Origin of the sequence: Arthrobacter sp. NPDC056691 (assembly GCF_042791415.1) — a bacterium.
Taxonomy (GTDB): Bacteria; Actinomycetota; Actinomycetes; order Actinomycetales; family Micrococcaceae; genus Arthrobacter.
This window is the reverse complement of record NZ_JBHTXX010000012.1, coordinates 86,624-99,603: the sequence shown is the minus strand read 5'-3', so window position 1 is coordinate 99,603 and position 12,980 is coordinate 86,624. Positions and strand designations below refer to the sequence as shown.

The 12,980-nt window shown below is 66.8% G+C and carries 12 protein-coding genes; 8 read left to right on the top strand and 4 right to left on the bottom strand.

All coding sequences use genetic code 11. The features are described from left to right. The first annotated feature begins 68 nt into the window (after positions 1 to 68). Entirely contained in the window at positions 69 to 836 is a 768-nt protein-coding gene (locus tag ACFRAU_RS12090) for a lytic transglycosylase domain-containing protein (RefSeq protein ID WP_378000104.1), read from the top strand. Positions 837 to 867: 31 nt separating this feature from the next. On the opposite strand, the gene ACFRAU_RS12085 is transcribed toward ACFRAU_RS12090, so the two are convergent. Continuing rightward, on the bottom strand, positions 868 to 2,157 hold the full coding sequence (locus tag ACFRAU_RS12085) for an ammonium transporter (RefSeq protein ID WP_378000103.1): 1,290 nt from the start codon (positions 2,155 to 2,157) through the stop codon (positions 868 to 870). A 222-nt stretch (positions 2,158 to 2,379) separates the two neighbouring features. Between ACFRAU_RS12085 and glnT the strand changes: the two genes are divergently transcribed. From glnT to ACFRAU_RS12055, 6 genes are all read left to right on the top strand, one after another. Then, a complete protein-coding gene (gene glnT, locus ACFRAU_RS12080; RefSeq protein WP_378000102.1) occupies positions 2,380 to 3,753 on the top strand; it encodes a type III glutamate--ammonia ligase in 1,374 nt (457 codons plus the stop codon). Positions 3,754 to 3,818: 65 nt separating this feature from the next. Next, entirely contained in the window at positions 3,819 to 4,727 is a 909-nt protein-coding gene (locus ACFRAU_RS12075) for a glutamine amidotransferase (RefSeq protein ID WP_378000101.1), read from the top strand. After that, a complete protein-coding gene (locus ACFRAU_RS12070; protein WP_378000100.1) occupies positions 4,715 to 5,425 on the top strand; it encodes a protein glxC in 711 nt (236 codons plus the stop codon). The genes ACFRAU_RS12075 and ACFRAU_RS12070 overlap by 13 nt, the downstream gene beginning before the upstream one ends. 12 nt (positions 5,426 to 5,437) lie before the next feature. Then, positions 5,438 to 6,793, top strand: coding sequence for an FMN-binding glutamate synthase family protein (locus ACFRAU_RS12065; protein ID WP_378000099.1), 1,356 nt, complete (start codon positions 5,438 to 5,440; stop codon positions 6,791 to 6,793). Continuing rightward, positions 6,793 to 8,106 (top strand): allantoate amidohydrolase, encoded by a 1,314-nt coding sequence (locus tag ACFRAU_RS12060; protein ID WP_378000098.1) that lies wholly within the window; start codon positions 6,793 to 6,795, stop codon positions 8,104 to 8,106. The genes ACFRAU_RS12065 and ACFRAU_RS12060 overlap by 1 nt, the downstream gene beginning before the upstream one ends. Then, entirely contained in the window at positions 8,106 to 8,726 is a 621-nt protein-coding gene (locus ACFRAU_RS12055) for a helix-turn-helix domain-containing protein (RefSeq protein ID WP_377995803.1), read from the top strand. Before ACFRAU_RS12060 ends, ACFRAU_RS12055 begins: the two co-directional genes overlap by 1 nt. Positions 8,727 to 8,728: 2 nt before the next feature. Here the strand turns inward: ACFRAU_RS12055 and ACFRAU_RS12050 are convergent, their stop codons facing one another. Then, entirely contained in the window at positions 8,729 to 9,313 is a 585-nt protein-coding gene (locus tag ACFRAU_RS12050; RefSeq protein ID WP_377995802.1) for a PadR family transcriptional regulator, read from the bottom strand. 243 nt (positions 9,314 to 9,556) lie between these two features. Then, positions 9,557 to 10,228, bottom strand: a complete 672-nt coding sequence (locus tag ACFRAU_RS12045; protein ID WP_378000097.1) for a DNA alkylation repair protein — start codon at positions 10,226 to 10,228, stop codon at positions 9,557 to 9,559. A gap of 146 nt (positions 10,229 to 10,374) precedes the next feature. Here ACFRAU_RS12045 and ACFRAU_RS12040 point away from each other — a divergent pair, with 146 nt between their 5' ends. Next, positions 10,375 to 11,418 carry a hypothetical protein gene (locus tag ACFRAU_RS12040; RefSeq protein ID WP_378000096.1) on the top strand — a complete coding sequence of 348 codons (1,044 nt, stop codon included), beginning with the start codon at positions 10,375 to 10,377 and terminating at the stop codon, positions 11,416 to 11,418. A 20-nt stretch (positions 11,419 to 11,438) separates the two neighbouring features. Here the strand turns inward: ACFRAU_RS12040 and ACFRAU_RS12035 are convergent, their stop codons facing one another. Continuing rightward, positions 11,439 to 12,953 (bottom strand): MFS transporter, encoded by a 1,515-nt coding sequence (locus ACFRAU_RS12035; RefSeq protein ID WP_378000095.1) that lies wholly within the window; start codon positions 12,951 to 12,953, stop codon positions 11,439 to 11,441. Positions 12,954 to 12,980: the final 27 nt, after the last annotated feature.

Genomic DNA, 12,980 nt, shown 5'->3' with positions numbered 1-12,980 from the left:
AACTTTTGTCAAGAGACTCGGCAGCGGCCCGGGCGCGCTGATGGATCCCATTCGGGTTAGGCTGTTCCGTGCTTCGTCTGAAACGCCTTGCGGTTCTCAGCCTTTTCGCGTTCTGCGCCATCACTGCGTGCGCCTTCTGGCTCCTCGGCGCGACCAGTGCGGGCGTTCCCGGGGCGGGGATGCGTGCTGCCCAGCCGGCGCCGCCGCAGGCAGCAGGCAAATTCGTGCCGCTGGCAGGCGGCAGCGCGCATGCCGTGAACATCACCAAGACTGTCGATATGGGCTGGCTGGCCCGGACCGCCGCGCAATCGGGAATTCCTGCGCGGGCCCTTCGGGCGTACGTTGCCGCGGCCGGTATGGCGAATATCGCGGCGCCGGCGTGCAGAATCGGCTGGAACACGGTGGCCGCCGTCGGGTTTGTTGAATCCGCGCACGGCGCCCTCGGCGGCGGCCGCCTCACGGCCTCAGGTGAGGTGAGCGGGCCGATCGTCGGCCCCGGCCTCAACGGAAACGGCTTTGCCGCGATTGCCGACACCGACGGCGGCGCGCTCGATGGCGACCCGCTCTGGGACCGCGCCGTCGGTCCCATGCAGTTCATTCCCTCCACATGGAAGCTGGCGGGACAGGACGCCAACGGGGACGGCGTGGCTGATCCGCACAACATCGATGACGCTGCCCTCAGCGCGGCCGGCTACCTGTGCGCCGGCGGGCGGGACCTCACCACGGCCCAGGGGTGGAGCGACGCCATCTGGTCCTACAACCAGTCCGAGGCTTACCTCGGCCAAGTGGGCGGGAAGGCTGTTGAATACGCGGAGCAGGCCGGGCCTATTAAGTAGGCCCGGCCTGCCGCCGCAAATCGTGTTCAGTTCAGACGCGGTGCGGGGATCCCAGCTCCACAGGCTCCTCATCCATCAGATAGGCCGATTCGGAGTGCGCCGCGATGTCGATGCCACGGAGTTCGGCGGCCTCGTCGATGCGGAGACCGACCGTGATGTTGAGGACCTTGGCGATGACCCAGGTGACGGCAAAGGAATAGGCGAGAGTGGCCGCGGTTGCCACCGTCTGGATGCCCAGCAGGTCAAACCCTCCGCCGTAGAAGAGTCCGTTGACCTTGTTCGGTGCGGCGTCCGTGGCGAACAGCCCGATCAGCAGCGTTCCGATGATGCCGCCGATGAGGTGCACGCCGACGACATCGAGTGAGTCGTCGAAGCCGAGACGGAACTTCAGCTCAATGGCCAGGGAGCAGACTGCCCCGGCGATCCCTCCGATGGCCAGTGCGCCGAGGGGGCTCACCGCGCCGCACGCGGGGGTGATGGCCACCAGGGCCGAAATCAGCCCGGAAGCGGCGCCCATGCTGCTGGCGCTGCCGAGCCGGATTCGTTCCACGAGGGCCCAGGCGAGCAGGCCGGCAGCGCCGGCCACGGCGGTGTTCAGGAAGACCACCGACGCCGAGTGTCCGGCCGTGAGGGCGGAACCGGCGTTGAAGCCGAACCAGCCGGCCCAGAGCAGTCCTGCTCCGACCAGTACCAGCGGGCGGCTGTGCGGCTTGACGTGCTCGCTCTTGGGCCAGCCGGCGCTGCGTCCCAGGACCAGGGCGAGGGCGAGGGCTGCGATTCCGGCGTTCATGTGCACGGCTGTTCCGCCGGCGAAGTCGACTGCCTTGAGGTTGTTGACGATCCAGCCGCCGATCACGGAACCGTCCGCCGAGCTGAAGGCGAAGACCCAGTGGGCCACCGGAAAGTAGACCAGTGTTGCCCACAGGGCGGCGAAGGTCATCCAGGCGCCGAACTTCATCCGCCCGGCAGCGGCTCCGGCGATGATGGCAGTGGTGATCCCGGCGAAGAACAGCTGGAAGGCGGCGAACAGGGCCGGTGGTATGGCGGCGCCGGGGTCCTCGGCCAGCAGCTGGCCCATGCCGAAGTACTCCGTGGCGTCGCCGATGAGGCCGGCTCCGCCGAGGGAATTGCCGAAGACCATCGAGTAGCCGAACACCGCCCAGAGGACAGCGACGACGCTGACGCCGCCGAAGCACATCATCATCATGTTCAGGATCCGGCGGGAACCCACCATGCCCCCGTAGAACAGGGCAAGTGCGGGGATCATCATGCACACCAGGGCACTCGCGGCGAGAATCCAGGCAACATCTCCAGAATTCATGGGACTCCAATCAGGGAGGGAACGGGGAGGAGTGACGTGAAACCATGATTCACCGCAGTGAACCTTTCCGGGTTTCGGCCCGGTTAACTTCCCGTTGCGATCAGCGCCTCCTGCGGTGCCTCAGATTTAACAAACGGTGCGCACTTTTGTAACATCGGTTTGGCTACTGTGGTTCAACAACGTTTCACCGCAGGTAACACCGAACCGAACAGGACAGTTCCGATGACAAGCCTCGCAACACCTGAAGTAGCAACGGAGCCCGTCGTTTCGCTGGAAGCCGACCGGGTCTCCCTGGCCGATATTGCCAACGCCCACGATGTCCGCTTTCTGCTGGCCACCTTCGTGGACATGACTGGCAAACCCTGCGCCAAGCTGGTGCCGGTTGAGGCCGCCGATGAGCTCGAGGCAGGAGCCATGGGATTCGCCGGCTACGCGGCAGGCCTCATCGGCCAGAAGCCGCAGGACTCCGACCTCATTGCCGTTCCCGACCTCGCGTCCTTCACTCCGGTGCCGTTCATCAAAGAGGGCCTGGCGCTGATCCATTGCGATCCCTATGTCGACGGCAAGCCCTGGCCCTACGCCCCGCGCGTCATCCTCAAGAACACTCTCGCCCGACTGGCCGGGAAGGGGATGCAGGCAAAGATCGGCGCCGAGGTGGAATACTTCCTGGTCAACAAGAACGCCGACGGCACCCTCAGCACGGCCGACACCCGCGACGACTCACCCCGTCCCTGCTACGACGCACGCGGCGTCACCCGCATGTACGAGCACCTCACCTCGATCTCCACGGCCATGAACAGCCTGGGCTGGGGCAACTACGCCAGCGACCACGAGGACGCCGCCGGACAGTTCGAGCAGAACTTCAATTACGCCGACGCCCTGACCACGGCCGACCGCGTGGTCTCCCTGCGCTACATCCTCAACATCCTGGCCGAACAGCGAGGCATGACGGCAACCTTCATGCCCAAACCCTTCACCGACCGCACCGGCACGGGCCTCCACTTCCACTTGTCCCTGTGGTCCGGGACGAATCCCCTCTTCCCCGGGGACGACGGCGACCGCGGCCTTGGACTGTCAGAGCTCGCCTATTCGTTCATCGGCGGCCTCCTCGAGCATGCCCCGGCCCTCCAGGCCTTCCTGGCGCCGACAGTTAACTCCTACAAGCGCACCGGCGCCACCACCAGCTCCTCCGGGGCAACCTGGTCACCGCGGAAGGCCTCCTTCGGCGGCAACGACCGAACACACATGGTCCGCGTTCCGGACGAAAAGCGGATCGAGCTGCGCTCCGGGGATGGCTCGGCCAATCCCTACCTCGCCATCGCCACCGCCATCGAGGCAGGGCTGGACGGCATCGCCAGGGAAACGGACCCGGGTGCCCCCTCCGGTCCGGGCGAAGCGCGGCCCGATGCCCACCTGCTGCCGGCAACGCTGCTCCACGCCGTCGAGGCGCTGCGCCGGGACCCGGTCATCCTCTCCAGCCTCAGCGGGAACGAGGCGATCGGCCAGTACTACGCCGATGCCAAGGAAGAGGAGTTCCTGACCTGGCACAACCAGGTGAGCGACTGGGAAATCCGGACCTACCTGACCTCGATCTGAACGGCCCCCGCAAACAACCAAGAAACCAGCCCAACCAAGAGCCACCCCTAGCAAAGGACCCCCGAATGTGCGGAATCGCCGCGCTGCAGCTGCGCAACCCCCTGCTGCACTCCCAAATGGGCAGCCTGCTGTCCTCGATGCTGTGCCAGATCGTGGACCGCGGCCCTGACTCTGCCGGCCTCGCCGTGTACGACACCCCGGGCCTCGTTTCCGGCAACACCTCCACGCTGAGCCTGCTGGGCAAGGAACAGGGCCTGCCGCCTGCCGGAATCACCGCCGCGCTGGAGAGCCTGCTGCCCGCCTCCGCCGGAACGGCGGTGAAGGTCGTGGGTGACACCACCTTCGTCAGTTCCGCCGTCGACACCGAACTGCTCGCCAAGGCAGTGCGCGAAACCCTCCCTGACTCCACTATCATCGGCCGCGGCGAACGCGTGGCCGTCATGAAGAGCGTGGGCCATCCGATGGAAATCGCCGCCGAACACGGGCTGGAGGCCATGTCCGGCAGCCAGGGACTCTCCCACACCCGGATGGCCACAGAGTCGGCCGTGACCGCCGGCGGTTCCCACCCGTTCTCCGTGGCCGACGACCTGTGCCTCGTCCACAACGGCTCCTTCTCCAACCACGCCACCATCCGGCGGGACCTGCTGCGCGAAGGCGTGGTGTTCGACTCCGACAACGACACCGAAGTGGGCGCCCGCTACATCGCCTCCCGCCTGAAACAGGGCGACACCCTGGAGGAGGCCCTGACCAATCTCGGCGAGGTCTTCGACGGCTTCTACACTCTCGTCGTCACCACCGCCGACAGCATGGCCGTGGTCCGCGACCCCATCGCCTGCAAGCCGGCCATCATCGCCGAAACCGACGACTACGTGGCCATGGCCTCGGAGTACCGCGCCCTGGCATCCCTGCCCGGCATCGAAACCGCCCGCATCTTTGAACCGGAACCCGGAAAGGTCTACACATGGTCACTCTGACAGCACCCGAGACAACAGCAACCACAACCACAACTGACCTCGCCGGCAGCCCGGTCCGCGACCTCAACCAGGCCCTGCACGATGCAGTTGACGGGCAGTCCTGGACCGTCGAAAACCCCGGCGGAAAGCACAGCCTCGCCGTCGGAATCGACGCGGACATCGAGGTCACCATCAACGGCCACGCCGGTTATTACGCTGCCGGGATGCACCAAAAAGGCGACGTGACCGTCAACGGCAATGCCGGCGTCGGGCTCGCCGAGAACATCATGTCCGGCAAGGTCCACGTGAAGGGTGACGCCTCGCAGTCGGCCGCGGCAACCGGCCACGGCGGCCTCGTGGTGATCGACGGCAACGCCGGAGCCCGCTGCGGGATCTCCATGAAGGGCGTGGACATCGTGGTGGGCGGCAACATCGGCCACATGTCCGCCTTCATGGCCCAGGCCGGCCGGCTGGTGGTCTGCGGTGACGCCGGTGACGCCCTCGGCGACTCCATCTACGAGGCCCGCATCTACGTGAAGGGCTCCGTTGCATCCCTGGGCGCGGACTGCATTGAGAAGCCGATGAAGGCCGAGCACCTGGTGGAGCTGGAAGGCCTGCTCGCCGCCGCCGGGCGCGCCGAAAACCCCGCGGACTTCAAGCGCTACGGCTCGGCCCGGAACCTCTACCACTTCAGCGTCCACAACTCGACGTCTTACTAAAAGGACAACGCCATGACCATCACCTCCCTGGGCGCCCCGGCCCTCCCCGTACGGCAGGTCGAAGAACTGGGCCTGCGCGAATCAGCCACGTTCGACCGCGCCACCATCGCCGACATCCAGCGGGCCGCCGCCACCGGCGTCTACGACATCCGCGGCTGGGGAGCCAAGCGCAAGGTCCCGCACTTCGATGACCTGCTCTTCCTCGGCGCTTCCATGTCCCGCTACCCGCTGGAGGGCTACCGCGAAAAGTGCGATACCGACGTCGTCCTCGGCGACCGTCACGCGAGCAAGCCGCTGCACCTGCAGACCCCGGTGACCATCGCCGGGATGAGCTTCGGCGCACTGTCCGCCAACGCCAAGGAGGCGCTGGGGCGCGGCGCCAGTGAGGTGGGCACCTCCACCACAACGGGCGACGGCGGCATGACCCCCGAAGAGCGCGGGCAGTCCAAGCACCTCGTGTACCAGTACCTGCCATCGCGCTACGGCATGAACCCGGACGACCTCCGGAAGGCCGATGCGATCGAGGTGGTCCTCGGCCAGGGCGCCAAGCCCGGCGGCGGCGGCATGCTGCTCGGCCAGAAAATCACCGAGCGTGTGGCCGGGATGCGCACCCTGCCGGTCGGCATCGACCAGCGCTCCGCCAGCCGCCACCCGGACTGGACCGGGCCTGACGACCTCGAAATCAAGATCGGCGAACTCCGCGAGATCACCGACTGGAAGACGCCGATCTATGTCAAGATCGGCGCGTCCCGGCCCTACTACGACACCGCCCTGGCCGTGAAAGCCGGAGCCGACGTCGTCGTCGTCGATGGCATGCAGGGCGGCACCGCCGCGACGCAGCAGGTCTTCATCGAAAACGTCGGCATCCCCACGCTGGCTGCCATTCCGCAGGCGGTGCAGGCACTGCAAGAGCTCGGCCTGCACCGCAAGGTCCAGCTCATCGTCTCCGGCGGTATCCGCACCGGAGCCGACGTGGCCAAGGCCATGGCCCTCGGCGCCGACGCGGTGGCCATCGGCACGGCAGCCCTGATTGCGCTGGGCGACAACGATCCCCGGTACGCCGCCGAATACGCCGCCATGGGATCGGCGGCAGGCTTCTACGACGACTTCCAGGACGGCAGGGATCCCGCCGGAATCACCACCCAGGACCCGGAACTCTCGTCCAGGCTGGACCCCATCGCGGGCGGACGGCGCCTGGCCAACTACCTCCGCGTCCTGACCATGGAAGCCCAGACCATCGCCCGGGCGTGCGGAAAGTCGCACCTGCGCAACCTCGAACCGGAGGACCTGGTGGCCCTCACCATCGAGGCGTCGGCCATGGCACGCGTTCCGCTGGCCGGCACCAGCTGGATCCCCGGAGCCGGCTGATGGCAGAGACGTCAGAGTATGTGCCGGCGGGCGCCGGCCGGGCCGGCACCGTCACGGCATCCGTAGCCGCTCTTCTGCGGGACATTTCCGACGTCGGTGCTGACGCCCGCCGCGGCGGCTACTCCCGGCCGGTCTTCTCCTCCGCAGAAACCGAGCTCCGGAGCTGGTTCGCGGAGCAGGCCGAACGGCGCGGGCTGGATGTCCATACTGACGGGAACGGCGTCATCTGGGCCTGGTGGGACACGGCAACAGGCACCCGCCGGGACGCCGTCGTTACCGGCAGCCACCTGGACTCGGTGCCCGGCGGCGGCGAGTACGACGGGCCGCTGGGCGTTGCGTCCGCGCTCGTCGCCGTCGACCTCCTGAAGAGCCGCGGGTTCCGTCCCCGGCGGCCGCTGGCCATTGCCGTCTTCCCGGAGGAAGAGGGCTCCCGGTTCGGCGTCGCCTGCCTGGGGTCACGGCTGCTCACCGGCGCGCTGGATCCGAACAAGGCCCGCAACCTGAAGGACGCGGACGGCAACACGTACGCCGACGTCGCCGCTGCGAACGGCCAGGACCCCCGGTTCATCGGCGCCGACCACAGGGCCCTCAGCCAGCTGGGCATGTTTGTGGAGCTGCACGTCGAGCAGGGGAGGGGGCTTGCCGACCTCGGCCGGCCGGTGGCCATCGGTTCCTCGATCCTGGGCCACGGCCGGTGGAAGCTGTCAGTGCACGGCCAGGGAAACCACGCCGGAACCACCCTCATGAAGGACCGCAGGGACCCCATGATTGCCGCGGCCAGGATCATGATCGGCATTCGGGACACCGCCGCGAAGTACCGGGATGCGCGGGCGACCGTGGGCCGGCTCCAGCCCGTTCCCGGCGGCACCAACGTCATCGCCTCCCGGGTGGACCTGTGGATCGACGTCCGGCATCCGCGTGACGGGGTCACCGCTGCCTTGGTGGAATCCATCCACCTCAACGCCCAGGTGATGGCGGCGGAGGAAAACTGCACGGTGACGTTCGGCGTCGAATCCCTGAGTCCAACGGTGCACTTCGACGCCGGCCTGCGGGACCAGCTTCAGGTGATACTTCCGGAGGCGCCGGTCCTGGACACCGGGGCCGGCCACGACGCCGGTGTGCTGGCCGGGCACATTCCCACGGCCATGCTGTTCGTACGGAATCCGACCGGGATCTCGCACTCGCCCGAGGAACTGGTGGAGGATGCCGACGCCGAGGCGGGTGCGGAGGCGCTGGCGGATGCCCTTGCGGGGCTGCTGGGAACTGCCAGGGTGCTCGGATCCGGTCTGCAGGCTCCGCCTATGATGGCTTGATGACGGATCAGGCTGGCGAAGCGAGGGACATGGCCGCGGAGAATACCCACGACGGCGTGGCCGGCAAGCTGGAACGGATCATTGCCGGCCAGGTCCGCCATTACCGGACGGCGAACGGGCTTTCCGCGTCGGAGCTGGCCTCACGGACCGGCATGTCCAAGGCGATGATCTCCAAGATTGAAACCGCCAGCACGTCCTGTTCCCTCACCACGCTCCAGCGGCTGGCGGACGGGCTGAAAATTCCGGTGACCGCGCTTTTCCGCGGCGCGGACACGGACCGGGACGCAACCTTCACCAGGAACGGCCAGGGCAGCCTGACGGTGCGCAGCGGAACCCAGCACGGGCACGAATACCGGGTGCTGGGGACCCTGAAGGGGCGCACCGACGCCATTGAGCCAACGCTGGTGACACTGACCGACGCGTCCGACGTTTTCCCGCTGTTCCAGCATCCCGGCACCGAGTTCATCTACATGCTGGCCGGGAAGATGGTCTATGGCCACGGCGCCTACGAATACACGATGGAACCCGGAGATTCCCTGCTCCTGGACGGCGAAGGCCCGCATGGCCCGCTGGAGCTGCTGGACCTGCCCATCCGGTTCCTGGCCATCGCGGCGAAATAGCCTTAGTCCGCGAGGATCTGGTAGAGGGCCCGGCGGGTTTCGTCGATCTTTTCCATCGCGGCCGCACGCTGTTCGTCGGTGGCGGCGAACCGGAACTGGTGGATGACGCCCATGAGCTTTTCCACGCTCTGGTGGAACGCGGGTCCGGATTCCTCGGCACTGGTGTTCCAGGCGCGGTCCAGTTCCTCGGCGTGGTCAGCCACATATTCCCGTCCCAGGTCGGTGAGCGCGAATTCGGTGCGGCGGCCGTCCCCCACGGGTGCAATGAGCTCCTCATCGACGAGCTGCTGGAGCGTCGGGTAGACGGATCCCGGGCTGGGCCGCCAGGCGCCGGACGACTTCTCGGCGATGGTCTTGATGATTCCGTAGCCGTTGGACGGGGCTTCCGCGAGGAGGGACAGGATCGCGGAGCGGACATCGCCCCTGTTGGCCCGGCGTGAACCGCCGGGGCCGAAGCCCGGGCCAAATCCGCGGCCGGGGCCAAACCTGCCGTGTCCGTGCGGTCCGCGCCGGCTCCTGCCCCGCTCGAAGCGTCCCGCCTCGGGCCCGGCATCCGTAAATCTGCTGTGGTCGTGAATGCCTTTCATGATGGCATCATCCTTCCGTTGAGTGTGCTCGCTTCAACCTGAAACGATACTCAACGATATATCGGTACATATCGGCCGTCAAGGGTTTTTGGCGCGCCTGCATGCCCGGAAACGGGAGTTTTTGTCCATTTGTCGCGGGTTGCGGGGGTGTTTGAGGCGATTATCTGGACAAAAACTCCGGGGAGGAGGCAGGATTCTCCGGCAAGTACGACGGCGTCTTCCGGGGCAGGCGAATGCCGCGCCTTAAGCTCCGCTCCGGCGGCTCACCATCTCGTTGATCCAGATTGGCGCGAAGGGCGAGGTGCAGTTCGGCGGGGTCGGGTAGTCCTTGAGCACTTCCAGCCGTTCGCCGATATCGATGGCCCGGGCGCGGTGGCCTGGATGCTCGATGCCGATCTGGGCCAGGGTGTGGTTCATCGCCCACTGCAGGCGGTCCGGTGCGTCCTTCATGTCCGCCTCGATCGTGTCCAGGAGCCCGGACAGGTCGAGCCCCTCGGGCTTCTTCGCCACCCGCTCCGTGGTCAGGGCCCAGCCGGCACTCGCGACCACCTGGTCCGGATCGCCGGTCCAGGTGATGCGCAGCTCCTCGGCGTGCGGGCTCTTCTTCACCACGTAGTTCACCAGCCAGTCATGCACCTTGGGTGCCCGGGCCTGGCGCAGCATGGTGTCCAGCTCCTGCAGCCCGAAGGCCTTTGGTCGGCAGATCAGCAGTGACAGCAGGCGCGCTGCTGTGTCATCCGTGGCCCACAATTCACGGGCCAGCTGGTGCTGGGTCTTGAGCCGCTTCGCGACCGCGCGCAACGCGGACAGGTTCACGCCGTGGTCGTCGCCGCGCTTCCGGTTCGCCTCGCGCATCTTCGGATCCTCCAGCGCAGCCAGCTCGGCCGTCACCGACTCAATTGCTGTCTCCGCCATCACCGCTCCTGCTCGCCGGCTGCCCTCGGTCGTATTCTACGGTCGCCGGGTGAGCGGAGTGCGTGTTCACTTGCCGGACGGCTGCGGTTCGCTTCCGGCACTTAGCCTGTCCCGGGAAAACCAATGGACAGACTCAAGGAGAAGCCATGCGATCAATCAAACGCCGTGCCCTGGCCGGTGCAGGCGCGGCCCTGGTGGCGGGGTCACTGCTGGCTCAGCCGGCACTCGCCGCAAACGACAACGCCGCCACGAAGGGTACCTTCAGCTTTGCCGTCATCGGCGACGTACCCTACGGCGACGCCGAGTTCCAGGCGTTCCCCTCCTACATCCAGGACATCAACGCCCACAGGGAACTCTCCTTTGCGGCGCACCTCGGAGACATCAAGAGCGGCTCCACCCAGTGCACCGACGAGTACTTCGCCGCGATCCGGAAGAACTTCGACACGTTCACCCTCCCCCTGGTCTACACGCCCGGGGACAACGAATGGACCGACTGCCACCGGACGAACAACGGCGCCTACAACCCGCTCGAGCGGCTGGACCAGGTCCGCGAAACCTTCTTCCCTAAGCCGGGCACCACGCTGGGAACCCCGATGAAGGTCAGCTCCCAGGACCGGCTGGGCTTCCCCGAGAACGTGAACTTCAGCAGGCGCGACATCGCCATTACCGCCGTGAACATCACCGGCAGCAACAACGGCCTGCTACCCTGGTCGGGGCTCGGCAATGCCGCACCCACCCCCGAGCAGGCGGAGGAGGTCCGGGACCGGACGGCCGCGGGCATCAGGGAACTCAGCCAGACGTTCCGGAAGGCCCGCGAGAACGACGACCGGGCCGTCGTCGTCATGACCCAGGCGGACATGTTCGACCCGACCGTCACCGCCCCCACCCAGGCGAACTACAGCGCGTTCACGCCGCTGGTCCAGACGCTGATCCGGGAATCGAATGCCTTCGGCGGCCCGGTGTACCTGATCAACGGAGACAGCCACGTGTACAACCAGGACCACCCGCTGGAAGCGGGCTCCCCCTGGCTGGACTTCTATGGGCAGGACGCGGCCGCAAAGAACCTGACCAGGGTCACGGTTGACGGATCGGACAATGCCAAGGACTGGCTCAAGGTCACCACAACCAAGCCAGGCGCACCCGGCGTCCTGTCCTTCGAGCGGATCCCCTTCACCAGCACCGCACCGTAAGCCGGAAAAGCACCAGGGGTCTACGCGGAAGCGTGGCTGGCCGACACTGTTGGTGCGGGTGCCAGCAGCATGGTGGCGGTGTCGATGCGTTCGTCGGTGTCCTGGCCGTCGACGAGCGCGGCTGCTTCCTCGTGGCTGGCCACAACCGGCACGGACCCGAGGAGGGGGCGTGCGGCTGATTCGCGCATCTTCAGCAATGCCAGGAGGGCGACGGCGGAGAAGAACATCACGTAGAAGGCCGGTGCGTAGGAGTTGCCGGTGACCTCGACGAGGATCTGGCTCACCAGTGGTGTGGTGCCGCCGAACAGCGAGATGGCCAGGTTGTGCGTCAGGCCCACACCGCCATAGCGGGAAGCCGTGGGGAACAGCTCGGACATCGCGGCACCGGTGAGGGCCAGGAAGAACGCGCTGGGCAGCGAGACCATGAACAGGGCCAGGTACAGCGACCAGACTTCGCCCACGTGCATCAGCGCAAACGCCGGCAGGAGCAGGACGAGGTTGCCGACGGCGGCGACGGCGTAGACGGGGCGGCGCCCGATCCGGTCGGACCACCGCGCCACCACCGGCACGATCAGCGCCTGGAGGAGAAGGATCACCACTGTGGCCACCGCCGTGTACACGGTGGCCATGCCCACCTGGGTCTCCAGATAGGTCGGCATGTAGCTCGTGACCATGTAGGACGAAGTCCCGTCGGCCGCGATCAGGGCAATGCCGACAAGGATCTGCGGCCAGTACAGCCTGACGATGTTCGCCAGGTTCTGCCGGACAAAGATCGGGTTGGTGTTTTCCACGTCCGCTTTCTCCTGCGCCGCCTCGAAGCTCGGGGACTCGGGGATGCGCTTGCGCAGGGAGATGGCGAGCAGACCCAGCGGAAGGGCCAGCAGGAACGGGATCCGCCAGCCGCCGTCGAGCATTGCCGTCTCGCCCCACACGGAGGTGGTGATTATGGTGGTGACCGCGACGACGGCAGCGCCGGCCGCGAAGCCCAGCTGCGAGCCCGTGTTCAGCAGCGCCGTCCAGAAGCCCCGGTGCCGGTCAGGCGAGAACTCCGCGACATAGGTCGCGGCGCCGGAGTACTCGCCGCCGGTGGAGAATCCCTGCAGCATCTTCAGCAGGTACATCGGAACGAGCACCCACAGGCCCACCTGCCCGGCGGTGGGCAGCATACCGATGATGGTGGTGGCCGAGGCCATCAGCGCCATCGTGAAGAAGAGGACCTTGCGGCGTCCGATCCTGTCCCCCAGGGGGCCCAGGACCATGCCGCCCAGCGGCCGCACGATGAACGAGACCGCGAAGCCCAGGAGCGTCACCAACAGGCCCGTCCGCTGGTCCATGCCCTCGGTGAAAACGCTGGTCATGGTGAGTGCCAGGTATCCGTAGATCCCGATGTCGTACCACTCGATGAAGTTGCCGACCCCGGCGCCGATCTGGGCCTTGCGAAGGTCACGCTTGTCGACGACGATGCAGTCTTCCGTCCGCAGCCGGCGGGAGGTCTTGGGTGCTGTTGGGAGTTGTGTACTCGGATAATCGGACATCTTTGTCTTTCTTGGTGGGGGATTCCC